This is a genomic window from Bradyrhizobium sp. Mp19 (assembly GCF_029952935.1).
GTDB classification, from domain to species: Bacteria; Pseudomonadota; Alphaproteobacteria; order Rhizobiales; family Xanthobacteraceae; genus Bradyrhizobium; species Bradyrhizobium elkanii.
Genome location: NZ_JASAUT010000051.1, coordinates 1 through 20,256 on the forward strand (window position 1 = coordinate 1; position 20,256 = coordinate 20,256).

Sequence of the window (20,256 nt, forward strand, 5' to 3'; positions counted from 1 at the left end):
CTCGTTCCCGGTCCAGGGGAGCAATTTACGTGAGGCAACGGCTTAGGATCCGGTAACAATTAAGGCGAGGCAATGCGCACTGTCACCCTGATTGCCGCGCGGCAGATTGCGCTACGAAAGCCAAGAGCGTGGGCTTCTCCGTGAGGCGTTGACCCGCGCGCTGACCCGAACGCATGCGATGACTGCAGATCGTCGCCGAAGCAGCGATCTCTTGACCCCGGCCTCGATCGACGACGCGAAGTGGGGGCCGCTCAAGAAACTGACCGGCAGCCTCGGTGGAACGGTACCGAAGCATCCCGAACTGAGTTGGCGGGAGGGCCTGGGCATCCGGCTGGATTGGGCGGACGAGCGGCTCTGGCTTCTGCTCGAGCCGCGCACCGTGTTCGAAGGCATCACGCAGGGGAACAGAACCGCGGCGACCGATTTTGCCCGCGAGCGCACAGTGAGGCGCTACAATCCGGCGCTCAATGCCCTTCTCTCGTTCTGGTCGACGCTGTTCGCGTGCCCGGAGCGCGATATCCTGGCCCTCGGCATCAGCGCGGGCGTGGATGCGGCCTTCAGGCTCGACGATACGACAGCTTACTCAGGAAGAGGCCGCCCATGACGAGCGAGATATCGCCTCACCTTTTCATCCCGGAAGCCGAGCTCGCATTCCATCCCGAGCGAACATCCGACGTCGACCTGCACCCCCTGCGCGGGCTGTTGCGGTTTGGTCCCTATTCGTCAGGCCTAGTCCCCAACCCCATTCGGATCGCGACGATCGCACCGGCCCGGCAGGGGGCGCGACTCTACGGCTTCATGAAAGAACTCGCGGCCGAGTTCAAGGCGACCGAACGCAAGGACTACCTCCCGGCCTGGCCCGGCTTCCGCAAGGCGTTCAATCTCGATATGCGAGGCGCCGTTAAGGATTGCCACTTCGAGTTGGACGATCGGCTGGAGTTCGAGATGAAGGACTCGGCTAGGCCCCACGTCGTGTTGGCGGATCGGCTGATTCGCGCCATCCAATCTCTCGAGGCGCGTCGGGATGCGTTCGACATTGTCTTCATCTACATCCCGCAAAGCTGGGCCGCGGGCTTCGTGGGGTCCGCCGGCGACGATTTCGACCTCCACGACCACCTCAAGGCGGCGACCGCCGCGCGACGCATTCCGATCCAATTGGTACGCGAAGACCGCGCGCTCGCCTATCCGGACCGCGCAAGCGTCATGTGGCGCATCGGACTTGCGATTTACGCGAAGGCGGGAGGCGTCCCCTGGAAGCTCGCTGACACGGATCCTGAGGCCGCCTATATCGGTCTCTCCTACGCGGTGCGTCCGACCGAATCGGACCGGCCGCGCTTCGTAACATGCTGCAGTCAGGTCTTCGACGCCGAAGGTGCCGGTCTCGAGTTTGTCGCCTACGACGCCCACGAAATCGAAGTTCAGCGAGAAAACCCTTTCATGTCCCGGACCGAGATGTTCCGTGTCATGAGCAGATCGTTGGACCTCTATCGCAGAAGGCACTCGGGCCGCACGCCTCGCAGGGTCACGGTGCACAAGACTACAGAGTTCAAGAAGGAGGAGATCGACGGCTGCATGGAGGCGTTGCATCTCTGCGAGGCGGTCGACTTGGTGCAGGTCGTTGAGGACGTGGGCTGGCGCGGCGTCAGGATCGAACGCGACCGGCAAGGCGGCGCTAAAGGAAAGCCTTTCGGCTATCCAGTTGAACGCGGCACGCTGATCCCGCTCGGGGATCGGGAGTGCCTGCTTTGGATGCACGGCGACGTGAAGGGCGTTGCCGAACGCTCATATTATCAAGGAGGTCGTAGCACGCCGCGCCCGATCCGTCTGGTGCGCCACGCGGGCCATGGTAGTTGGGACGACACGGCGCGTTCGGCTCTCGCTCTCGCGAAGATGGATTGGAACAACGACGCGCTGTACGACATGCTGCCGGTGACGATGGCTTACGCGAAAGTGCTCGCGCGCGTCGTCAAGCGCATGGACGGCCTGGGTTCGACACCGTATCAGTTTCGCTTCTTCATGTAGCGAAATCGCCTAAGTCGTTGTGGGTATCGCCAGGCGCCTGAGTCCGCCCAAGGGCGCCTTGAAGCCATGGTCCGGACATCTCTACGACTTGCTCAGCCAGTCGGTCAGCGCGTTCACGTGCACGGCGAAATCTCTGGCCTCTCCTGGTCCGCCTTTATGATTGACACCGGCGACCGCGCCGTCATCATCGAGCAACGGACCGCCGGACATGCCTTGCGAGAGCTTTTGCGTCACCTCGATCATCGGGACGGCGCTCTTCGTGGGCAACGAGGTTATCGACCCGGATCGGACGTTGATCTTGTCGCCTGGGCCGAAGCTCGGAAATCCAATCGCCGTCGTATTGTCGCCGACCTTGAATGTGCGTTTCGAGATGTCGAACTCGTAGTACTCGGTGACGGGTATTTCGTGTGCGAGCACGGCCAAGTCCCGATGCGCGTCGTTCTTGGCGACCGTCACCTTGAATTTATTCGAAGTCTTGCTGGGGTGATAGACCGCGATCTCTGTCGCCCCCTCCACGCAATGCCAGGCCGTAACGAGACCCACTGACTTCAAGAAGAAAGCCGTGCCCTGCGCGCTGCCTTCCGCTGCGTCATCTGCCCAATGCTCGACTACCCACACCGCGCGCTCCCTGATCTCCAAATTCGTTGGCAGAATTTCGAGTTTCTCGGAAGGGAAGAGCTTGTTGTAGCGCGAGGCCAGACCACGGAAAATCGGGTCCGAAGGTCCCTTGATGTGCCCCACCCAGGATATCCGTCCGCGAAGATGCGACGCGAGCGTCGCTTCGCGACCATACTTGTCTTTGAGAATCTTCTGGGCGACCGCAGCGCCTCGTGTTTCGGTCACGAACAAGGCTGCGCGGGTGTTTCGTACGTATTTTCGGTCGACGTTGACGAACTCGTTGATCTTGAGGCCGGTCACTGTTCGGCGCGAATGCTTGTCGGCGTAGTGGATCTTCTGCGGATTGATCGCGAAGCCGTTGGATCGGAAAGCTCCGCGAAGCCGATCCTTGAGCAAATCGAGCGGGAAATTCCCGGCCGGCGGCGGGGGTCCTTCGAATAGCAAGGTCAGCGGCTGTTAGCTGGAGAAAGTGATATCGTCGGCATACCTGGTGTAGATGCAGCGGCTTTCCTTCGCGATTGTCTGCAATTCCTTGTCCATCCGGAAGCAGATCATGTTGGAAATTACTGGACTGCTAGGCGCGCCTTGGGGCAGGACACCCTCGTTGCAGCAGATCCGCGCCAGGATTTCAGCGACTCGACCGTCGACGCCGAGCGCACCCATTAGGCCGGACACGCGTCCTTCCGTGATGGCCATAAAGAAGCCTTCGATGTCCAAGTTCAACACGAACTTGCTCCGGAGATGAGCCGTAGCGTTCGTTTTGACCGAGCGGCCGTCCACAAAGCCATGAACGGGATTCCGCGGTCTGTATATCGACGCGAGCGAGGACGCGATCTTTGTCTGCAGCATCTTCAATCGGCGGTCCGGTGCGCTTATGACGCGCTTCTTTTGTCCGCCTTTCGAAATCTCGAACTTCTGATACATCCGGCCCCGAAACCACCAAATCTTCTTGAGTTCGGCTGTCGACAGAGCAAGAAACTTCAGCAGCTCGGCTTCGCACGTGAGCTCGTTTGGAACGGTGACCCGGATAGGAGCGCCGAAGAACGATGCAAGGCTGGGCACGAGGTCTCCCTTCCAATCACGCCAGGCATTCAGCGAGCAACGTGGCGCGCACGATCCTTGATTAGACTTTCGCTCTTACGCCGCAGTTACGACAGCGCGCATGCGAGGGGAGACCTCGTAGCATCTTCAATAGCAGCGCATCGCGCTGGCGCCACGTCCTCCTTGGGAAATTCACATGGATATTTGGCCTTAGGTCGCCGACGCTCGCAGATCAACGCTTCCGCCAAATCGGGCTTCGGGATCAGCAGCAGTCTTAGGTGACAGGGAGCATTAGTGACTAATGCCTCCCGCCCAAGGATAGAGAGAGCATGCGGTCGCGACCGCGCCCACGGTAACCATCACCCGGGAACGTTAGCGTGCCACGTCCTCGATTTGTAGGAATCGAAATTCCGACTCTTACCTTCCTGCACGATGACCTGGGCATAAGACGGCATGCAGTGCGCTTCGCTTGGAGCAAGTGCGCCCTCCGCCAACTTCACGAGCTCAGATCCCCGCCCATCTAACCGATGTAGGAGAAGAGAGTGAGCTCCCACGATAGCACGATCAACGCCGTCGATTTGCCCGCCTGAAAAACGGTGCCCATGCCTGTCGCTACCTGCAGCTGCTGCAATGACTAAAGGACGGATGGCGGCGATAAGCCGCCGCCGCTAGGGCGGCACGTTGATCTTGAGCGGCGTTATGTCGTGCGGTGGGTTGGGCCGTGGAATTTGATCAGCGGCCGCTTCGGATGTATCAATGAGACTCCCTCGCGTCGAAACTTCCATCGGCCAAGTCTGGGAAATCAAGGGGTTATGCTGGATCTGGTAGCGGGGGAGGGACTCGAACCCCCGACCCCAGGATTATGATTCCCGTGCTCTAACCAGCTGAGCTACCCCGCCATGGGCTCGCCATCGGCGGCTGGTGAGCCGCGGGTGCGAACGCGCGGCATATAAAGAGTGGCATGCGCGCCTGTCAAGCAAAGGCGGACGGGGCAGCAACTTATTGCAGGCAGAGGCTATTTCGGCCTCACCGATGGGTCGCCGCCAGGGCTGCCGGGCGGTGGAATCACCGGCGTGTTGCCGCCTTGCGGGGTCGGCGCACGCATTTCGGGATCAACCCCGGCCGGCGGGCACAACACCCCGTCGGATTTGGCGAGCTTGTCGGCCAGCGGCTGGCTGCTCTGCCCGGTGGTGGTTCCTTCCGGAACCACAGCACCGGGATGCGAAGGCTGCTGCGGCGCGCAATTCACGGCGGTGCGCGACGGCGCCGGTGGCGCGGTCTGGGCCGGCGGTGTAGCTGACGTCGGCGGCGCCTGCGCCACGGCCACAGCGGGTGCCATCATCAGCACACAGGATAAAGCGAGTGTTCGATTGATCCTCATGACGAGAAAACCGTGACGGCGCGCCGATGTTCCACGTCAAAATCGCCGCAATCTCACGATTTGCGGAAGCGGATCAGCGAGAAATGCCCCATCGGCGGCATCGGCCGGCGCTCCGCAAGGCTGACCCCGCCATGCTTCGCCGCCCAATTGGTCAGCCGCTCCCACGGAAATTCCGGACGCCAGCCGAGCCGCCGCGCCAGCGGCGCGAAGGCGAGCTCGAAGACGCGGCGCGGGCCGCTCTCGGCGCCGATGTGATTGACCAGGATCAGCTCGCCGCCGGGCTTCAGCACGCGGATGAAATCGTCGAGCGTCGCCTCGGGATCCGGCACCGCGGTGATGACATATTGCGCGACCACCGCGTCGAAGAACGCATCCGGAAACGCGAGATTCTTGGCGTCCATCACCGCCAGCGCCTCGACATTGCTGAGGCCCTGCGTGCGCACGCGTTTGAGCGCCCGCCGCAGCATCGGCTCGGATATATCGACGCCGCATAGTTTCGTGGTGCGCTTGTATTCCGACAGCGACAGCCCGGTGCCGACGCCGACGTCGAGCACGCGTCCGCCGATCCGGTCGGCTTCCGCGATCGTCGACTGACGGCCCTGATCGAACACCTTGCCGAACACCAGATCGTAGATCGGTGCCCAGCGGCCATACGCCTTTTCGACCCCTTCGCGGTCGATGTCCCCAGCCATTCCCCTGCCCCGAAGTTACTCTTGTTTGCGCATGATCGTCGCGGAAAACCGGTCCCCACTTTTCCGGATCATGCGCTATCCGCGAACCGCTTCTGCAATCGGCGCCATCGCATCCTGCGTCGCAGCCCGTATTGCGCGGCTTGCGCTTGCACTCCTGATGAAGCCACCGCCGAGCACACGCGCCTGCCCGGAGGCTGCGTCGTAGAACACGCAGGCCTGGCCGGGCGACACGCCCTCCTCGCCGGCGACGAGCTCGACCTCATAGCCGCCATCGGCGGCGCGCAACCACGCCGGCTGCGGCGCGCGCGTCGAACGCACCCGGACATAGAGCTCGATGCCCTCGCCGATCACGCGATCCAGCGCGCCGTCGCCGATCCAGTTGACGTCGCGCAGCGCGATGCGATCCATCCGCAGCGCCTCGCGCGGCCCGACCACGACGCGGCGCGTCGCCGCATCGAGCTTGACCACATAGAGCGGGCTGCCGGAGGCAATGCCGAGCCCCTTGCGCTGGCCGACGGTGAAATGAACGATGCCCTGGTGCTGGCCGATCACATGACCGTCGAGATCGACGATGTCGCCCGGCGCGATCGCGTTCGGCTTCAACCGTCCGATGATGTCGGTGTAGCGGCCGGTCGGCACGAAACAGATGTCCTGGCTGTCCTGCTTGTCGGCGACCTCGAGATCGAAGCGCCGCGCCAGCTCGCGGGTCTGCGGCTTGGTCATGTCGCCGAGCGGGAAGCGCAGGAAGTCGAGCTGCTCGCGCGTGGTCGCAAACAGGAAATAGCTCTGGTCGCGATCGGCATCCGCGGCACAGACCAGCGAGCGCGATCCGTCGGCAAGCCGCCGCGAGGCGACATAGTGGCCGGTGGCGAGCGCCTGCGCCCCGAGCTCGCGCGCGGTCGCGAGCAGATCGCGAAACTTGACCGAACGGTTGCACTCGATGCACGGCACCGGCGTCTCGCCGAGCGCGTAGCTGTCGGCGAAATTGTCGATCACCGATTGCTTGAAGCGGCTTTCGTAGTCGAGCACGTAATGCGGGATGCCGATCCGCTCGGCGACATTGCGCGCATCGTGGATGTCACGGCCGGCGCAGCAGGCGCCCTTGCGATGGGTCGCGGCGCCGTGGTCGTAGAGCTGCAGCGTGATCCCGACCACGTCATAGCCCTGCGACTTCAACAGCGCAGCCGTCACCGACGAGTCGACGCCGCCGGACATGGCAACGACGATCCGTGTGTCTTCAGGGCGGCCTTCGAGATCCAGACTGTTGAGCATCTTTAAGCGGTCATTGGTCACTGTCGCGGCGAGCTTATGCACTCCGCGACAATATTGGAAAAAGCCTTTTGTCCAGAGAGCCTTAGAACACGTCCAAGCCGGTTCGGTCGGTTCGGACGCGTTGGAGGCCACCTTTAATATAGGCCGTATTCCGGTGAGGCAATCCGGCGGAAGCTGTGCCGTGCCGCGCGTGGACGGCAAATCTTGCCGCCGGGCAAAAAGGAGACCCGCCGGGAACCCGCTCCAGCCGATCGGGGAAGCCCGTAACCTTATGAAATAACTCATTATTTATTACCCGCCCTGGTTGGCCCACTCCTTGCTGACAAAACGCCGGAAGTCTCATTTGCGAGGGTTGGCAGTGGTCAGCGTCACGTCGGAAGCATTGGCAGGCCGGTCTTTTCAGGGCGCGACGCAGCGGTCGTCGCGGCCCGATCCCGCTTCGCAGGCGGGGAACGACGGCTTTGCCGCGCTGGTCGACAGCAACACTGCGTCCACAAACGACAGCCGCTACGACTCCGAGCCGGCGCCCTCGCGGCGGTCCGACGATCCGCCCTCGACGACCGACGCGCGCCCCCGCGACACCAGCCCGGGCCCCGACCGGACGTCGCGGGATTCCGGCAGTTCTCGGGACGACAACAAGATCGACAGCGATGGCGACGCGCCGCCCAAGACCAAGTCGAAATCGAAATCGGACGACTCGAAGTCGAGCACCGATACGCAGTCCACCGATGACAAGACGTCTGCGACCCAAGCCGCTGCGCAGCCGGACACATCCGGGGCCACGACTGTCAATGCCGTGATCGCGGCCGCGGCCGCTACACCGGCAACCGCTCCGACCGCGACAACCGCCGCGCCGTCGGACCAGCCCACAGCACCACTGGCGATCGCGGCTGCGGCCATCGCGGCAAGCTCCGCCATCGCCGGCGCGGGTGCCGCTGCCGGCAGCGGTGCGCCTGCCGGCGCCGACACCGCTACCGCGGCGACCGCCACGGCGAATGCCGACAAGGTCGCCAAGGCGGCCGGCGTCAAGACCGACGCGCAGGTCATCACCACCGCCGATGCAACGACGGTTCCGGGCGCCGCGACGGCGACCGGCGATGCGGCGCTCGCCGCCACGGTTGCCGCCGGAACGCCCACCACGAAGACGACGACGCAGGCCAAGGCGCAGGTTGCCACGACGGACGCGGCCGCGACGGCCCCTGCCGATCAGGACGGTGCAGCCCAGGGCACCGCGCAGGGCGCGCCGACCAACATCGTCCCCGCAGTCGCGCAACCGACCGCCGTGGCCGGCAAGGCGAAGGCCGCCGCGGACGGCGCGGCCGATGCCATCAAGTCGGATGCCAAGGGCGACGGCAACGCCGCGCCGACAGTCGGCGGCCAGGCGGCTGCGCAGTCCGCGCTCGCGACGCCCGATTCCAGCGCGCAGGCGGCCAATACATTCCAGGCTCAATTGGCGACTACCCAGACGACGTCGTCTGCGACCGCACAATTGACCGTAACCAACGCCGCGCAAAGCGCCGCCGTGCCGCTCAGCGGGCTTGCGATGCAGATCGCCGCCTCCGCCAAGAGCGGCAAGAGTCGCTTCGAGATCCGGCTCGACCCCGCCGAGCTCGGCCGCATCGACGTCCGCATCGATGTCGATCGCAACGGCCAGGTCACCTCGCATCTCACCGTCGAACGCCCGGAAACGCTGTCGATGCTGCGCCAGGACGCCAACCAGCTGCAGCGCGCGCTCGACAATGCCGGCCTCTCGACCGGCAATGGCGGATTGCAGTTCAGCCTGCGCGACCAGTCGCAGTCGGGCCAGAACAACAATGGCCAGTCCAATCCGAACGCCCATCGTTTGATCGTCACTGAGGAGGACAGCGTTCCCGCCGCAGCGGCGGGCCGCTCCTACGGCCGTGCAACCGGCGCCCTCGGCGGCGTCGATATCAGAGTGTAAGGAGTTCACCATGGCAGTCGATGCAACCATGCCGACGCCCGTCGTCTCTGCACCGGGCACCAGCAACGGAACGAACTCTGGAAGCAGCAGCGGCAGCGGCCTGACGACCTCGTCGCAGGGCATCGCCGACAATTTCCAGACCTTCCTGACGCTGCTGACCACGCAGTTGCAGAACCAGAACCCGCTCGACCCGCTCGACACCAACCAGTTCACCCAGCAGCTGGTGCAGTTCGCCGGCGTCGAGCAGCAGCTGAAATCCAACGATCAGCTGAAGTCGCTGATCGAGATCGAGAAGAGCGCGCAGTCCACCCAGGCGCTGGTCTATGTCGGCAACACGGTCGCGGTCGACGGCAGCAAGACGCAGTTCGACAAATCCGCGACCTGGAATCTGGTGTCCCCGCAAGCCACCAGCGCCACCATCACGATCACGAGCGCGACGGGCCAGACCGCCTATTCCGGCAATTTCAGTCTGAAGCAGGGCAATGCCAGCTTCGTCTGGGACGGCAAGGGCAACGACGGCACGCAATGGCCGGCCGGCACCTACACGCTGACCGCCACCGGCAAGGATTCCAAGGGCAACCCGATCGCCATCTCGACCGAGGTGCAGGGCGTCGTCGATTCCGTCGACCTGACCGCCTCCCCGCCGCTGCTCTCGATCGGCGGGCAGACCTACACCACCGACAAGATCAAGCGCGTGGTGCGCGGGGCGACTGGCTCGAGCTGAGCACATTACCACGATCCGTAGCTGCGCGTTGAGCGGGCGACCGCGCTCACCACAATCACCAATGTCGTCCCTGCGAAAGCAGGGACCCATACGCCGCAGCGGGTGTTGAGAAGGGGACTCGTCGTCCCAGCATCGTTCAACAATCAGCATTTGTGGTTATGGGTCCCTGCTTTCGCAGGGACGACACCGAATATGTGGTTCGGCCGGTGAGTCAAACATCCGCATTCTCGCGACATGATTTGCCCGAGCTTTGCTGTTCGTTCCGCCTTCTCTGTTGTAGAGGGCGCAGGGAAAGCCGGGTGCCGATCGCGACGGTTCCATGCTATAGCCATGTCAATTGGCTGCTTGCTGTGGGGCTCGACAATGCCGATCAATCGCTTGCTGAAGACGGGCGAATACACGCCGGAGCAAATCGAGCTCTTCAACAGGGCGTTCAGCCTGGCGCTGCATTCGATGGGTCTGGTTGATCGGAACGATCCGCTTTGCGAGATCGTGGCCCGCAAGGTTATCGAGATCGGCAAGACCGGCGCCCTCGACGCGAAGGGGATCGCGCAAGCGGCTGTGGCCAGCATCGGTCTCTGATCGCGGCCGACGCGGTCGATGGCCGCTGACCGAACGGCGCTTGCCCTCTAGATCAGGCGTTCCGGCTGAGCGCGGGCCGCCGCCGTTCCCGGCGGCCCGCCGTCACAGCGGCCTCACTCGACTTCCTGCACGACCGTACGGGTGTCGGGATCGACCAGCATGACGCGCTGGCCGGTATAGACATAGCGATATCTGGTGAGCGACGGGCCCCAATCGGCAGGCACCGCTTCAAGCTCGACCTCGCGCGGCACAGGCGAGCCGACGACGATCCTCTCCCGCGTCTCGACGGGACGGATCTTGTGTTCGGTCACATAGCTGTGGATTCGCGTACGGTACTGCGGCTCGATCTGCACGGTGGCGGCATGTCCGGCACCGGTCGTGCCGACAATCGTGCTCTGGGCGAAAGCGCCCGTCGACGCCAATACGGCGGCAACAGAAATCAGAACCAGCTTTTTCATAACGTCCTCCTCACCGCTCCATGCGGCGTTTCGAGAACCGCGACAGAATGGCAATGTTCCTAACGGAGGATCCCGATCAATCGCGCCGCCGGCACGCACCTCGCGCCAAGGCGTTCATCCGGGAATGGTCGTCTTGTTCGGCTGGTCCGGTGTTGGCGCGTCCGGACTTTCGCTCTCCGCATTCAGCTCGACCTCGGCCGCGTGCCAGAATTCCTTGTCCCTGCCGTCGGGCTTTCCGGCCTTCTCCCAGAGCTGCCGCGCGTAATTCCGGATTTGCTGTTCGGTGGCCATGTCATTCCTCGGGAATCCCGAGCTCCTTGCGAACCGTCACGGCGGAGTCACCGACCTTCTCGACGGCTTTACGCAGCTGTTCGCGCGACACGCCGAGGGCATGCGTCCAGCATCTCACCTGACGCAGATCGTGCACGTTGATCTTCGATCGATCGAACTGCTCTTTCCTGGTCAGGCGTTTCGTCACCGGACTTCTCGCGTCAGCCGCTCGGCCCGAGCTTCGGCCGTTGTTGGCGATCCAATCTTCCGGACAGTTATTTGTTCCTTTTCCGGATGGGTGGGCTGTCACCCCTCGGAGGAACATTATTCGCGAGCGATACTTCAGTCGTGAGAGATGAACAAGGGTGAGCCATGACAAGCATTGCAGACAGGATCGGCGGACGGGTCAAGCAGCTCATCGCCGAGATCATCAACGATGGCAGGCTTGCCGAGGAAGGCGCGCAGCAGATCAAGAAGGCCGAGAACGCGCCGCCGGCGAAGCCGTTCGGCAATTTGGACAAGCTGACCTAGATGCCCAGATATTTCTTCCATCTCGCGGGCGACATCCCCGCACATGACGTCCTCGGTCACGACTGTGCCGACGACAAGGACGCCAAGGATCACGGCAGCTTCATCGCTCACCGGATCGGGACTGAAAAGCCGGAGATGGTTCGCGACGGCAATTTCATTTCGGTTCGCGATGAGGGCGACAGCGAACTCTTCCGCATCCCCCTGGCTTCGACGAACGTCTGACGGGGAACGGTCGTTCTCAGCTCGGCCCGCCGCTTGGCGCTCTCAAAGACGCGGCCAGGACAGGGCACGCCTCGCCGTTCAATAGGAACAAACGCCGCCGAGCGTGGTTCGGACCTGCACCAGGGTTTGAAACACCAATTGCACAAATGAAACGCCGCAATCGCTTCAAGCAAACCACGACGCTCGCATACCGCCTCATTCAGCTGGAAGAGGCGGCCCGCATGAGGGCCTCGCACCTGCCTCCCGGCACCGAGCGGGAACGACTTCTCAAGAAGGCCCGCGAGGCCGAGCGCGCCGTCCAGATCGAAGAATGGCTCGCCACTCCGGGAGCGGAGCCGCCGCCGTAGCGCTTCGATTCACATAAGTTGGTTCGATTCACATAAGCTAATGCGCGCATTGCCCCGAGAGGCGATCGAGGCTCGAGCCCGCCCCACCGCCGGTTTGACCTAACCAGACTTGCAGCCGGCTCCAACCCACCTCGCCCTCCGCTCCGGAGCGGTCACCCCCAAGGCAGCATCTCGCGCCCATCCCGATCAGGGCGGCGCGGCTCAGTGGGAGCCCTTTCGTGCGAGCCGGACACCGCGCGGCGAATCGCCGAAACGGGTTCGGAACAGACGGTTGAAATACGAAACATCCGAGAAGCCGACCTCGAGCGCGATATCGGAAATTCGCCGACGGCCGGCATCGGCCTCGGTGAGCAATTTGAGCGCCCGCTGGAGCCGCAATTCATTCATGCGCTCGGTGAATGATGGTCCCGATGACGCCATCAGGCGCTGCAGATAGCGCGACGAGATGCCCTGGCGACGTGCAACCGCCTGAACGCTGAGCCCGGGCTCCTGAAAGTGAGCGGCAATGTAGTCGAGCACTGCACTGTGCCGCGCGGCGACGACGGCGCTCGCGCTGCTCTCGCCCAGTGCAGGACACTCGCCGATTGCGAGCGCGACGAGATCGTGGATATGGGTCACGACCGTATCGCGAAGCTTCGGTGCGCTCAGCGCTCGCGTTCTAAGCACCGATTTCAGATATGAGGTGAACAATCGGAATGCTTCTGTCCGGTGCGAAATCGGCCGCATGGCCAGGCCTTCGACGTCGGTCACGCGCTGCGCAAGCGCCTCGCGCGGCACGGCCAGACCGAATTGCGACCCGTCGATATAGGTGACGCTGACGGGCTCGGAGTGCAGAATTGCGATCGCATCGCCGGCGCGAAGGTCGGCTTCCCGGCCACGCTGCGATAGCTGACTTTTGCCCGGAGAGCAGAAAATCACGCCGATGGAGTCATCGCCATCGGCAAGGTTCGCTTGCAAACGCTTGAAACGCATCGACGTGCCTTTCAGCGCCAGCATGCGCAAACCCTGGACCGCCCGCAGCGACGCATCGGCCTGGAAGGCAATGTCCGATAGCGGCTCGATATCGGCGTGCACGACGCAGCGGCCAAAGTGCTCGCGCCATAGCGGGATACGAATGCGCTCCGGAAGGTCGCGCGTCGAAAATCGATACGATGCGAAATTGGCTGCGTCCGTCGGCATGGGGACCTCCAGCCTTCACAAAACACACCAGAATGAAATGCTGCGGCACACCACAGCCAGTATCTGCATTTTGCGATTCACGCACCGGCCTTCGCCTGACCGGTGCGCATCAGTCCAAGAAGCTACGCTATCGGTCTGCTAGTGTCATTCGCCTGTGATTGATGGTGATGTGAACTGGTTCACTTGGTGATTAGAATATTACGTATATAATGCTTATGAAAATCGCGGCGAAATTTCTCCTTTAAGAAGACGCGGTCGCGATCGCTCTATTTATAATTGCTGCCATCGGATTCGTTTCAAAAATTCCGGGCGGCGTGCAAGCGCAAATCAGTGTCATGCCCCTGTACGCGGTTTCCTGGCTAAGACGCCACGCGCAGGTCATTCAGTAGAACGACTGACATCGATTTTGGTTGCGTCGGACTGCCTGCGGCACTGTCGGTTATCGCCGCCGGTTGAAATGGTCGAAATCTGTCACGTGGGAAAGTCAACCTAAGTGATCAAGAAGGCGTTCGATCATGTCCACCATATTCGACATGCTTTATCATGAGTACTGTCGTGCCCGCCTCGCCGAAATGCGAAAGCAGCATTTGTTGCCAGCCATCGGCGAAATCGTGCAGGCTCCGTCGGAGGAAAGCGATCCTCCCGGCCCCCGTGATTGCGGTTGGCCGGCGGAAGCGCCGCCAACCCTCGGGTAGCTGGAGCGCACCATCATACAGGTTGGCCGGAGGCTAGTCCGGCACGCGCACGCCTCGGAGCATCCGAGCCTCTCATCGACCCACGTCCGATGAGGCCGCGCGGGCACGCCGGACAGATCGACAGATGCACGATCGAACCCGCAGCTCGAAGCGATTGCTCGGCGAGATTCCGCCGGAGTTCAGATCGACCGGCCGCGACCCGCGCATCGATGTCTGTCGCGGGATCGCGTTATGGTGGATCTTTCTCGATCACATTCCAGACAACGTCGGAAGCTGGCTGACCCTGCGCAACTATGGCTTCTGCGATGCCGCCGAAATATTCATGTTCATCTCGGGCGTCACCTGCGCACTGGCCTACGGCAGGGCGCGTCAGCGCGACGGCTGGCGCGGCATGATCGGCCGTTCGCTGCGGCGGGGATGGGATATCTATGCCGCCTTTCTGCTGCTGACGCTCGCCTGCGCGATCCTCGTCTACCTCGCGGGCAGCGATCGTCTCGCCGACGACAGCAATACGCGGGTTCTGTTCGAACGCCCGGGCGCAGCGCTTGCGCACGCCGCAGTGCTGCAATTCCACCCCGTCAATACCGACGTCCTGCCGGTCTTTGTGATCTGTCACGTGTTGTTCGCACCGCTGCTGTGGCTGCTGCTGCGAGCGCCGAACCTGGCGCTTGGCCTTTCGCTGTTGCTTTATGCGCTGGTGCACGTCTTCGGCTGGAGCATTCCCGCCTGGCCCGACGGCGTCTGGTTCTTCAACCCGCTGGCCTGGCAGCTTCCGGTCGTGCTGGGCGCATGGTACGTCATCGAGGGAAGGACCATCCAGGGATGGGTGACGTCGCGCCCCAAGTCGGATCGTAGCCATGTCGTTCTGTGAGCCAAGGAGTTGCCAGACATATTTGTCTTCCTAAGACCGCTTGGCCTCCGACTTGCCGCAGGCTCTGACCGATCTGCTGTTTCCAATGGACAAGTCAAATTTGAGCCCGTTGCGGCTGCTGCATTTTCTGGCGCTTGCAATCCTGGCGTCATGGCTGGTTCCCGCGGGCTGGCGAGGGCTGTCGACGCCGATGCTGCGCAGCGCGAGGCGTTGTGGCGAGAACTCGCTGCCGATCTATTGTCTCGGCGTCCTGCTGGCGCTCGCCAGCCAATGCGACCTGTTCGACATCTCGAACCGGCTCTCGATGCAGATCGGCCTCAGTCTTGCCGGTGTCGTTGCGATGACCGCGGTCGCGACGCTGCTGAACATGCTCGGCGCCAAGCGCGCCCGGTCGCTGGATGTCGACACCGCCGGACATGATCTTGTGCCGCGCGCCGGCGATCGCGGCATTTTCGACGGTCATGGCGCGCATATTCTCTAAGGCGCGCCGACCGGTCCGGCGCTAAGCGGTCCCAGGAAGCGTCACTACGTCCCCACGCGATTTCGTCATCGTGCGCGGGAGAGGCAGATGCTCTCCCACGCACGGTCAACGCCGAGACTCAGCTCGACTGCCGCGCGGCGTCGAGGATCAGCCGCGCGATCGCGTCCGGCTGCGAGATCAGCGCGAGATGGCTGGCCTTCACCTCGATCGTGGTGGCGCCCATCCGCTTGGCCATGAAGCGCTCGAGATCCGGATTGATGGTGCGGTCTTCGGTCGAGACGGCGTAGTAGCTCGGCTTGCTGCGCCAGGCCGCATGGCTGGTCTTGCCGGCCAGCAGTTGCTTGTGGAACGGCTGCTGCACGGCATAGAGCACCTTCGCCTTCGCCTCCGGCAGGTCGCCGGCGAAATCGCGCAGGAACGCTTGTTCGCTCAGCCGGCCCTCATCGCCGTCGAACACGATGCCGGCGCTCGCGGGCGGCGTCGGATAGGTCTTGGCCAGCGCGGTGTAATCCTCGTCCGCATCGGGTGCGCGCGCCGCGACATAGACCAGCGCCGAGACATTCGGATGCACGCCGGCCTCGGTGACGATCATGCCGGAGAAGGAATGGCCGACCAGCACGGTCGGACCATCCTGGCGATCGAGCACCCGCTGCGCGGAGGCAACCGCTTCGGACAGCGTGGTCAGCGGATTTTGCACCGACGTCACGTTGAGCCCGGCCGCCTGCAAGCGCGGAATGACCTCGGACCAGCAGGAGCCGTCGGCGAACAGGCCGTGCACCAGCACGACGTTGCGCGCCTTGACCGGCGGCGTGGTGGCGGCCATGCCGCGCGTGGACACCAGTGAAGCCGCGGCTCCAGCGAGCAAGGCGGTCGAGAAGGCGCGTCTGTTCATCATCATGTTACTGCTCCGTTGTCTGTATGGTGAGTTGAAAATCAGAGAAGCGCGTCCACCTGCGGTGAACGGACAATCTCTCCTACGCGCGCAAAGGCCTCGTGGTTACGCTCGATGCTGTCGTGATCGTAAAGATAGTTGACCATGATGCCGAAAGATTCCGCCATCGCACGATCGGCCGTGTTGCCGAGCCAGTTGATCCGCTCCAATCGGGCACCGTTGCCGAGATGGAAGCGCGCCACCGGATCGATGCGATTCCCGGACGCCGGCGAGCGCGTGAGATATTGCGCGCACAGCCTCATCAGGACCGGACGCCAGGTCTCGCAGGTCGCCGCGTCGTGCCACCAGCCTTCGCGGTCCAGCTCGCGCAGCATCGCGACGTCATTGCCACCGGATTGCGGCTGCTGGCCGAGCCAGCGCCGGAAGCCCGGGATCGGTGACAGCGTGGAGAAGCAATTCAGCTGCGGGAATTCCGTTTGCAGCTCCTCGACCACCTGCTTGATCAGGAAATTGCCGAACGACACGCCGCGCAGTCCGTCCTGGCAATTGGAGATCGAATAGAAGATCGCGGTGTCGGCATGCGTGGCCCTGAGGCCTGCGCTGTCTTGATCCGCATCCTGCACCAGCAGCGGCGGCACGGCGGTGGCCAATCCCTGTACCAGCGCGACCTCGACGAAGATCAGCGGCTCGCCGGGCAGCGCGGGATGGAAGAAGGCAAAGCAGCGGCGGTCGGGCGCAAGGCGGCGGCGCAGATCGTCCCAGCCCTTGATCTCGTGCACCGCCTCATAGGCGATCAGCTTCTCGAGCACGGCGGCCGGCGACTGCCAGTCGATGCGACGAAGCTCGAGGAAGCCGCGATTGAACCATGAGACGAACAGATGCTTGAGATCAGCATCGAGCAGCTTCAGCTCCGGTTCGGAGCCAAGACGGCTGGCGATCTCGCTGCGCATCGCGATCAGGCTCGCCGTGCCGCCCGGCGCCATGTTCATCCGCCTCAACACCTCCTGCCGCGGCGGATCGGCGGCGTCGGCCAAAGCGGCCGCGGCCACCGCCGTGCCGTCGGCAAGATAACGCTTCGCCGCATCCTGCAGCGCCGCCGCGTCGGGCTGAAACGCGCCCGCCAGATAGCGTTGAAAACCGTGCCGGCCGTCGGCATCGAGCGCGCGCATGGTCTGCTGCAATTGGCGCGCGATCAGGGCGCCCGACGCTTCGCCGCGCTCGGACAACAGCGCCGCGGCGAGCTGCCTCGCTTGGTCGAGCGAGGCCGGTGGGCTGCTCGGGATGTGCTCGGCGTGGGTCATGGAAGCCTCCTTCTAGCGGCGGAATTTGGCGGGCGGCGCGTAGAGGCCGCCCGATGCGGTGACGAGGTCGTCGATCGATTTCGCGGCGAGCCAGTCGCGCGTCGCCGTCTCGACGTCGAGGCCGAGATCGGACGGCAGCATCACGATGCCGCGGCGGCGCAGGCCGTCGGTCGTCCCGGCGTCCAGCCGCCGGCCGAATTCGGTGTCGCCGGCGACCGCGCGCAGGGCGGCCTCGCGCTCCTGCGGCGAGCGGCAGCGCAACAGGTTGCAGACGCCGCGCTCGGTGATCACGTGGGTGACGTCGTCGCCATGGATCATGACGGGCGGCAGCGCGAAGCCGGCCGAGGCCGCGAGGTCGAACGCGTCAAGGCGCTCGACGAAGCTCGGCGCGCCGTTCGGTTGACGGGTCTGGACCATCTGCACCACCAGCTTGCGGCCGCGCAGGCGCTCGCCTGCTTCCTCGCCGGCGCGCAGCCAGGCAACGCTGTCGTGGCGCCGGCCGCGCGGATCGGCGCCCATGTTCGGCGCACCGCCGAAGCCGGTGATGCGGTCCTTGGTGGCGGTCGAGCTGTTGCCCTCCGGATCGATCTGCAAGGTGCCGCCGACGAACAGATCGCAGGCATATTGTCCGGCGACCTGCGCCAGCGCGCGGTTGGAGCGCAGATTGCCGTCGGCGCCGACCGGAAACACATCGGGACGGCTGGCGACATAGCGCTCCATGCCGAGCTCCGAGCCGAAGCAATAGACGTTGTCGACGAAGCCGGCTTCGATGGCGGGGATCAGCGTCGGATGCGGGTTGAGCACGAAATTCCGCGCGACCTTGCCCTTCAGCCCGCGCTTGGCGGCAAAGGTCGGCAGGATCAGCTCGATCGCCGCGGTGGCATAGCCGATGCCGTGATTGAGCCGTGTCACCTGATAAGGTTCGTACACCGCCGAGATCGCCATCATCGCCATCAGGACGTTCTCGTCCCTGACCTTGGCGGGATCGCGCGTGAACAGCGGATCGATCGCATACGGCTTCGGACCGGGCACCACGACATCGACCCAGTCGCCGGGGATATCGACGCGCGGCAGGCGATCGACGATCTCGTTGACCTGCGCCACGACGACGCCACCGCGGAACGCCGCGGCCTCGGCGATGGTCGGCGTGTCCTCGGTGTTCGGACCGGTGTACAGATTGCCGTCGCGGTCGGCCTTGTCGGCCACGATGAGCGCAACCTGCGGCGTCAGATCCACCAGCATCCGCGCGTAAAGCTCGAGATAGGTATGGATCGCGCCGATCCGCAGCGCCTTGGCGGCGACGAGCTCGGCGAGGCGGCGGCTCTGCGGGCCGGCAAAAGCGAAGTCCAGGCGGTTGGCGATGCCGCGTTCGAACACCGCGAGATGATCGGGAAGCGCGAGCACCGACTGCACCATGTGCAGATCGTGCACCCGCGCCGGGTCCACCCCGGCGAGACACGCGGCCAGGAAATCCGCCTGCTTCTGGTTATCGCCCTCGAGCGCCACCCGGTCGCCAGATGCGATGACCGCCTCCAGCAGCTCGATCGCGCGGTCGGGCGGGCAGACCTTTCCACTCGTGCCGCAGACAGCTCGCGCGCGCGCCAAGCGCGCCGTGCGATCGGTTCGTTGTGTCGTCTCCGACATGATGGCCTCTCCTTGCTTGATCATCTGAAGCGAAGGTAGGCGGCCGGAATTGATAACAGAAACGATATTCTATAATATGATTGATTACAATTATGGATTAATCGATGCTCGACCTCGAACTCTTGCGGGCTTTCGTCGCGGTCGCCGATTGCGGCGGCTTCCACCGCGCCGCCGAGCAATTGCATCTGACCCAGTCGACCATCAGCCAGCAGATCAAGCGGCTCGAGCTCGAGACCCGGCGGCCGCTGTTCCGGCGCACGACGCGCAGTGTCGCGTTGACCGACGAAGGCGAGATGCTGCTCGGGGATGCGCGGCGTTTGCTGCAGCTCGAGGAGGCGGCGCGGCAGCGGCTGGTGGCGCCGCGGCTGTCCGGCTCGGTCCGTCTCGGCGTGGTCGAGGAAGTCGCCGGCGGCTCATTGCCGTCGGCGCTGGGCCGCTTCGCCGCGCTGCATCGCGGGGTCAAGCTCGAGGTGCAGATCGGCGTCAGCGCCGAACTGATCGAGCAGCTCAATGCGGGCCGGCTCGATCTGGTGTTCGCCAAGCGGCCGCTCGGAACGTCGAAGGGCCGCCTGGTGTGGCGCGAGCCGCTGGTGTGGACCGCGGCGGAAACGTTCGATCTCGTTCCCGGCGCGCCGCTGCCGCTGGCGCTGTACCGCGAACGATCGGTGTCGCGCGATGCCGCGCTCTCCGCGCTGCGCGACGGTGAGCTCGGCTGGGAGATCGTCTATACCAGCCCGAGCCTGACCGGCGTCCGCGCCGCCGCCGTCGCGGGCCTTGCCGTCACCCCGCTGCCGCTCAGCGCCGTCACCACCGGCCTGCGCATTCTCGGAATTGGCGACGGCCTGCCGCCGCTTCCCGACCTGGAATTCGCCATCTACGAGAAAAGACGGCCGGACAAGGCCTCGGAGGCGCTTGCCGATGCCTTGCTGACGCTGGCGCGCGGTCCCCTGCGCCCCACGATCTGAGTGCGCCGAACCGCGAATTGCGCCGCGCGCCGGTCTGCCTGCCGACGGGCAGCCCGGCGCTGTTCCCGGCCGTTCCAACGAGATTCGTATTGAACGCTTGGGCTTAGGCAAATTTTAAACCGGGAG

Annotated in this window: 24 protein-coding genes and 1 tRNA gene; 12 read left to right on the forward strand and 13 right to left on the reverse strand. The window is 64.0% G+C overall.

Annotation, left to right across the window (positions count from 1 at the left end; genetic code table 11):
* Positions 1-211 precede the first annotated feature (211 nt).
* A complete protein-coding gene (locus QJT82_RS35360; protein ID WP_028343462.1) occupies positions 212-604 on the forward strand; it encodes a hypothetical protein in 393 nt (130 codons plus the stop codon).
* Positions 601-2,022, forward strand: a complete 1,422-nt coding sequence (locus QJT82_RS35365) for a hypothetical protein (RefSeq protein WP_028343463.1) — start codon at positions 601-603, stop codon at positions 2,020-2,022. Before QJT82_RS35360 ends, QJT82_RS35365 begins: the two co-directional genes overlap by 4 nt.
* 81 nt (positions 2,023-2,103) lie before the next feature.
* Here the strand turns inward: QJT82_RS35365 and QJT82_RS35370 are convergent, their stop codons facing one another.
* The 6 genes from QJT82_RS35370 to mnmA all read right to left on the reverse strand — a co-directional run bounded on the left by QJT82_RS35370 (position 2,104) and on the right by mnmA (position 7,026).
* A complete protein-coding gene (locus QJT82_RS35370) occupies positions 2,104-3,036 on the reverse strand; it encodes a trypsin-like peptidase domain-containing protein (RefSeq protein ID WP_245288854.1) in 933 nt (310 codons plus the stop codon).
* 60 nt (positions 3,037-3,096) lie between these two features.
* On the reverse strand, positions 3,097-3,702 hold the full coding sequence (locus tag QJT82_RS35375) for a reverse transcriptase family protein (RefSeq protein WP_259244847.1): 606 nt from the start codon (positions 3,700-3,702) through the stop codon (positions 3,097-3,099).
* Positions 3,703-4,503: 801 nt separating this feature from the next.
* Positions 4,504-4,580, reverse strand: a tRNA-Met gene (locus QJT82_RS35380).
* 116 nt (positions 4,581-4,696) lie between these two features.
* Positions 4,697-5,062: a hypothetical protein gene (locus tag QJT82_RS35385; RefSeq protein ID WP_028343464.1), complete on the reverse strand. Its 366-nt coding sequence runs from the start codon at positions 5,060-5,062 to the stop codon at positions 4,697-4,699.
* A gap of 53 nt (positions 5,063-5,115) precedes the next feature.
* Positions 5,116-5,754, reverse strand: a complete 639-nt coding sequence (locus QJT82_RS35390) for a methyltransferase domain-containing protein (protein ID WP_028333443.1) — start codon at positions 5,752-5,754, stop codon at positions 5,116-5,118.
* A gap of 75 nt (positions 5,755-5,829) precedes the next feature.
* Positions 5,830-7,026: a tRNA 2-thiouridine(34) synthase MnmA gene (mnmA, locus tag QJT82_RS35395; RefSeq protein ID WP_028343465.1), complete on the reverse strand. Its 1,197-nt coding sequence runs from the start codon at positions 7,024-7,026 to the stop codon at positions 5,830-5,832.
* A 358-nt stretch (positions 7,027-7,384) separates the two neighbouring features.
* Here mnmA and QJT82_RS35400 point away from each other — a divergent pair, with 358 nt between their 5' ends.
* The 3 genes from QJT82_RS35400 to QJT82_RS35410 all read left to right on the forward strand — a co-directional run bounded on the left by QJT82_RS35400 (position 7,385) and on the right by QJT82_RS35410 (position 10,274).
* Positions 7,385-8,968: a flagellar hook-length control protein FliK gene (locus QJT82_RS35400; protein WP_051448077.1), complete on the forward strand. Its 1,584-nt coding sequence runs from the start codon at positions 7,385-7,387 to the stop codon at positions 8,966-8,968.
* Between the two features lie 10 nt (positions 8,969-8,978).
* Positions 8,979-9,692 (forward strand): flagellar hook capping FlgD N-terminal domain-containing protein, encoded by a 714-nt coding sequence (locus QJT82_RS35405; protein WP_016844363.1) that lies wholly within the window; start codon positions 8,979-8,981, stop codon positions 9,690-9,692.
* Positions 9,693-10,055: 363 nt separating this feature from the next.
* A complete protein-coding gene (locus QJT82_RS35410) occupies positions 10,056-10,274 on the forward strand; it encodes a hypothetical protein (protein WP_051448078.1) in 219 nt (72 codons plus the stop codon).
* A gap of 113 nt (positions 10,275-10,387) precedes the next feature.
* Here the strand turns inward: QJT82_RS35410 and QJT82_RS35415 are convergent, their stop codons facing one another.
* The 3 genes from QJT82_RS35415 to QJT82_RS35425 all read right to left on the reverse strand — a co-directional run bounded on the left by QJT82_RS35415 (position 10,388) and on the right by QJT82_RS35425 (position 11,210).
* The gene (locus QJT82_RS35415; RefSeq protein ID WP_028333446.1) at positions 10,388-10,732 is read right to left on the reverse strand and encodes a DUF1236 domain-containing protein; all 345 of its coding nucleotides are present in this window, start codon (positions 10,730-10,732) and stop codon (positions 10,388-10,390) included.
* Positions 10,733-10,846: 114 nt separating this feature from the next.
* Positions 10,847-11,023: a DUF2934 domain-containing protein gene (locus tag QJT82_RS35420; protein WP_155258709.1), complete on the reverse strand. Its 177-nt coding sequence runs from the start codon at positions 11,021-11,023 to the stop codon at positions 10,847-10,849.
* A gap of 1 nt (position 11,024) precedes the next feature.
* Complete coding sequence (locus QJT82_RS35425; protein ID WP_028343468.1) at positions 11,025-11,210, reverse strand: DUF3606 domain-containing protein; 186 nt, start codon at positions 11,208-11,210, stop codon at positions 11,025-11,027.
* A gap of 164 nt (positions 11,211-11,374) precedes the next feature.
* On the opposite strand from QJT82_RS35425, the gene QJT82_RS35430 reads away from it, so the two are divergent.
* The 3 genes from QJT82_RS35430 to QJT82_RS35440 all read left to right on the forward strand — a co-directional run bounded on the left by QJT82_RS35430 (position 11,375) and on the right by QJT82_RS35440 (position 12,102).
* Complete coding sequence (locus tag QJT82_RS35430) at positions 11,375-11,533, forward strand: hypothetical protein (RefSeq protein ID WP_196238219.1); 159 nt, start codon at positions 11,375-11,377, stop codon at positions 11,531-11,533.
* Positions 11,534-11,755, forward strand: a complete 222-nt coding sequence (locus QJT82_RS35435; RefSeq protein ID WP_028343469.1) for a hypothetical protein — start codon at positions 11,534-11,536, stop codon at positions 11,753-11,755. It begins immediately after the preceding gene.
* A 146-nt stretch (positions 11,756-11,901) separates the two neighbouring features.
* Complete coding sequence (locus QJT82_RS35440; RefSeq protein ID WP_028343470.1) at positions 11,902-12,102, forward strand: hypothetical protein; 201 nt, start codon at positions 11,902-11,904, stop codon at positions 12,100-12,102.
* 201 nt (positions 12,103-12,303) lie between these two features.
* Here the strand turns inward: QJT82_RS35440 and QJT82_RS35445 are convergent, their stop codons facing one another.
* Entirely contained in the window at positions 12,304-13,281 is a 978-nt protein-coding gene (locus QJT82_RS35445) for a helix-turn-helix domain-containing protein (RefSeq protein WP_028343471.1), read from the reverse strand.
* Positions 13,282-13,796: 515 nt separating this feature from the next.
* On the opposite strand from QJT82_RS35445, the gene QJT82_RS35450 reads away from it, so the two are divergent.
* From QJT82_RS35450 to opgC (QJT82_RS35460), 3 genes are all read left to right on the forward strand, one after another.
* Positions 13,797-13,976 (forward strand): hypothetical protein, encoded by a 180-nt coding sequence (locus QJT82_RS35450; protein WP_100213586.1) that lies wholly within the window; start codon positions 13,797-13,799, stop codon positions 13,974-13,976.
* A 124-nt stretch (positions 13,977-14,100) separates the two neighbouring features.
* Complete coding sequence (opgC, locus tag QJT82_RS35455) at positions 14,101-14,847, forward strand: OpgC domain-containing protein (RefSeq protein ID WP_281446684.1); 747 nt, start codon at positions 14,101-14,103, stop codon at positions 14,845-14,847.
* 40 nt (positions 14,848-14,887) lie between these two features.
* Positions 14,888-15,328: an OpgC domain-containing protein gene (gene opgC, locus QJT82_RS35460; RefSeq protein ID WP_281446685.1), complete on the forward strand. Its 441-nt coding sequence runs from the start codon at positions 14,888-14,890 to the stop codon at positions 15,326-15,328.
* A gap of 118 nt (positions 15,329-15,446) precedes the next feature.
* On the opposite strand, the gene QJT82_RS35465 is transcribed toward opgC (QJT82_RS35460), so the two are convergent.
* The 3 genes from QJT82_RS35465 to mdcA are packed head-to-tail and all read right to left on the reverse strand — an operon-like array spanning position 15,447 to position 19,165.
* Positions 15,447-16,226 carry an alpha/beta hydrolase gene (locus QJT82_RS35465; protein WP_028343473.1) on the reverse strand — a complete coding sequence of 260 codons (780 nt, stop codon included), beginning with the start codon at positions 16,224-16,226 and terminating at the stop codon, positions 15,447-15,449.
* A gap of 35 nt (positions 16,227-16,261) precedes the next feature.
* Complete coding sequence (locus tag QJT82_RS35470; RefSeq protein WP_080686909.1) at positions 16,262-17,521, reverse strand: malonyl-CoA decarboxylase; 1,260 nt, start codon at positions 17,519-17,521, stop codon at positions 16,262-16,264.
* Between the two features lie 12 nt (positions 17,522-17,533).
* The gene (mdcA, locus tag QJT82_RS35475) at positions 17,534-19,165 is read right to left on the reverse strand and encodes a malonate decarboxylase subunit alpha (protein ID WP_028343474.1); all 1,632 of its coding nucleotides are present in this window, start codon (positions 19,163-19,165) and stop codon (positions 17,534-17,536) included.
* Between the two features lie 104 nt (positions 19,166-19,269).
* Between mdcA and QJT82_RS35480 the strand changes: the two genes are divergently transcribed.
* Entirely contained in the window at positions 19,270-20,130 is an 861-nt protein-coding gene (locus QJT82_RS35480) for a LysR substrate-binding domain-containing protein (RefSeq protein ID WP_028343475.1), read from the forward strand.
* Positions 20,131-20,256: the final 126 nt, after the last annotated feature.

What these genes read in the sequence shown, in the direction of transcription:
- QJT82_RS35385 (WP_028343464.1), bottom strand. Translation starts at nt 5,062, where the DNA reads ATGAGGATCAATCGAACACTCGCTTTATCCTGTGTGCTGATGATGGCA.
- QJT82_RS35420 (WP_155258709.1), bottom strand. Translation starts at nt 11,023, where the DNA reads ATGGCCACCGAACAGCAAATCCGGAATTACGCGCGGCAGCTCTGGGAG.
- QJT82_RS35435 (WP_028343469.1), top strand. Translation starts at nt 11,534, where the DNA reads ATGCCCAGATATTTCTTCCATCTCGCGGGCGACATCCCCGCACATGAC.
- QJT82_RS35480 (WP_028343475.1), top strand. Translation starts at nt 19,270, where the DNA reads ATGCTCGACCTCGAACTCTTGCGGGCTTTCGTCGCGGTCGCCGATTGC.
- QJT82_RS35470 (WP_080686909.1), bottom strand. Translation starts at nt 17,521, where the DNA reads ATGACCCACGCCGAGCACATCCCGAGCAGCCCACCGGCCTCGCTCGAC.
- QJT82_RS35405 (WP_016844363.1), top strand. Translation starts at nt 8,979, where the DNA reads ATGGCAGTCGATGCAACCATGCCGACGCCCGTCGTCTCTGCACCGGGC.
- QJT82_RS35465 (WP_028343473.1), bottom strand. Translation starts at nt 16,226, where the DNA reads ATGATGATGAACAGACGCGCCTTCTCGACCGCCTTGCTCGCTGGAGCC.
- QJT82_RS35365 (WP_028343463.1), top strand. Translation starts at nt 601, where the DNA reads ATGACGAGCGAGATATCGCCTCACCTTTTCATCCCGGAAGCCGAGCTC.
- QJT82_RS35415 (WP_028333446.1), bottom strand. Translation starts at nt 10,732, where the DNA reads ATGAAAAAGCTGGTTCTGATTTCTGTTGCCGCCGTATTGGCGTCGACG.
- mnmA (WP_028343465.1), bottom strand. Translation starts at nt 7,026, where the DNA reads ATGCTCAACAGTCTGGATCTCGAAGGCCGCCCTGAAGACACACGGATC.
- QJT82_RS35430 (WP_196238219.1), top strand. Translation starts at nt 11,375, where the DNA reads ATGACAAGCATTGCAGACAGGATCGGCGGACGGGTCAAGCAGCTCATC.
- QJT82_RS35440 (WP_028343470.1), top strand. Translation starts at nt 11,902, where the DNA reads ATGAAACGCCGCAATCGCTTCAAGCAAACCACGACGCTCGCATACCGC.
- QJT82_RS35450 (WP_100213586.1), top strand. Translation starts at nt 13,797, where the DNA reads ATGTCCACCATATTCGACATGCTTTATCATGAGTACTGTCGTGCCCGC.
- opgC (WP_281446684.1), top strand. Translation starts at nt 14,101, where the DNA reads ATGCACGATCGAACCCGCAGCTCGAAGCGATTGCTCGGCGAGATTCCG.
- QJT82_RS35410 (WP_051448078.1), top strand. Translation starts at nt 10,056, where the DNA reads ATGCCGATCAATCGCTTGCTGAAGACGGGCGAATACACGCCGGAGCAA.
- QJT82_RS35390 (WP_028333443.1), bottom strand. Translation starts at nt 5,754, where the DNA reads ATGGCTGGGGACATCGACCGCGAAGGGGTCGAAAAGGCGTATGGCCGC.
- QJT82_RS35445 (WP_028343471.1), bottom strand. Translation starts at nt 13,281, where the DNA reads ATGCCGACGGACGCAGCCAATTTCGCATCGTATCGATTTTCGACGCGC.
- mdcA (WP_028343474.1), bottom strand. Translation starts at nt 19,165, where the DNA reads ATGTCGGAGACGACACAACGAACCGATCGCACGGCGCGCTTGGCGCGC.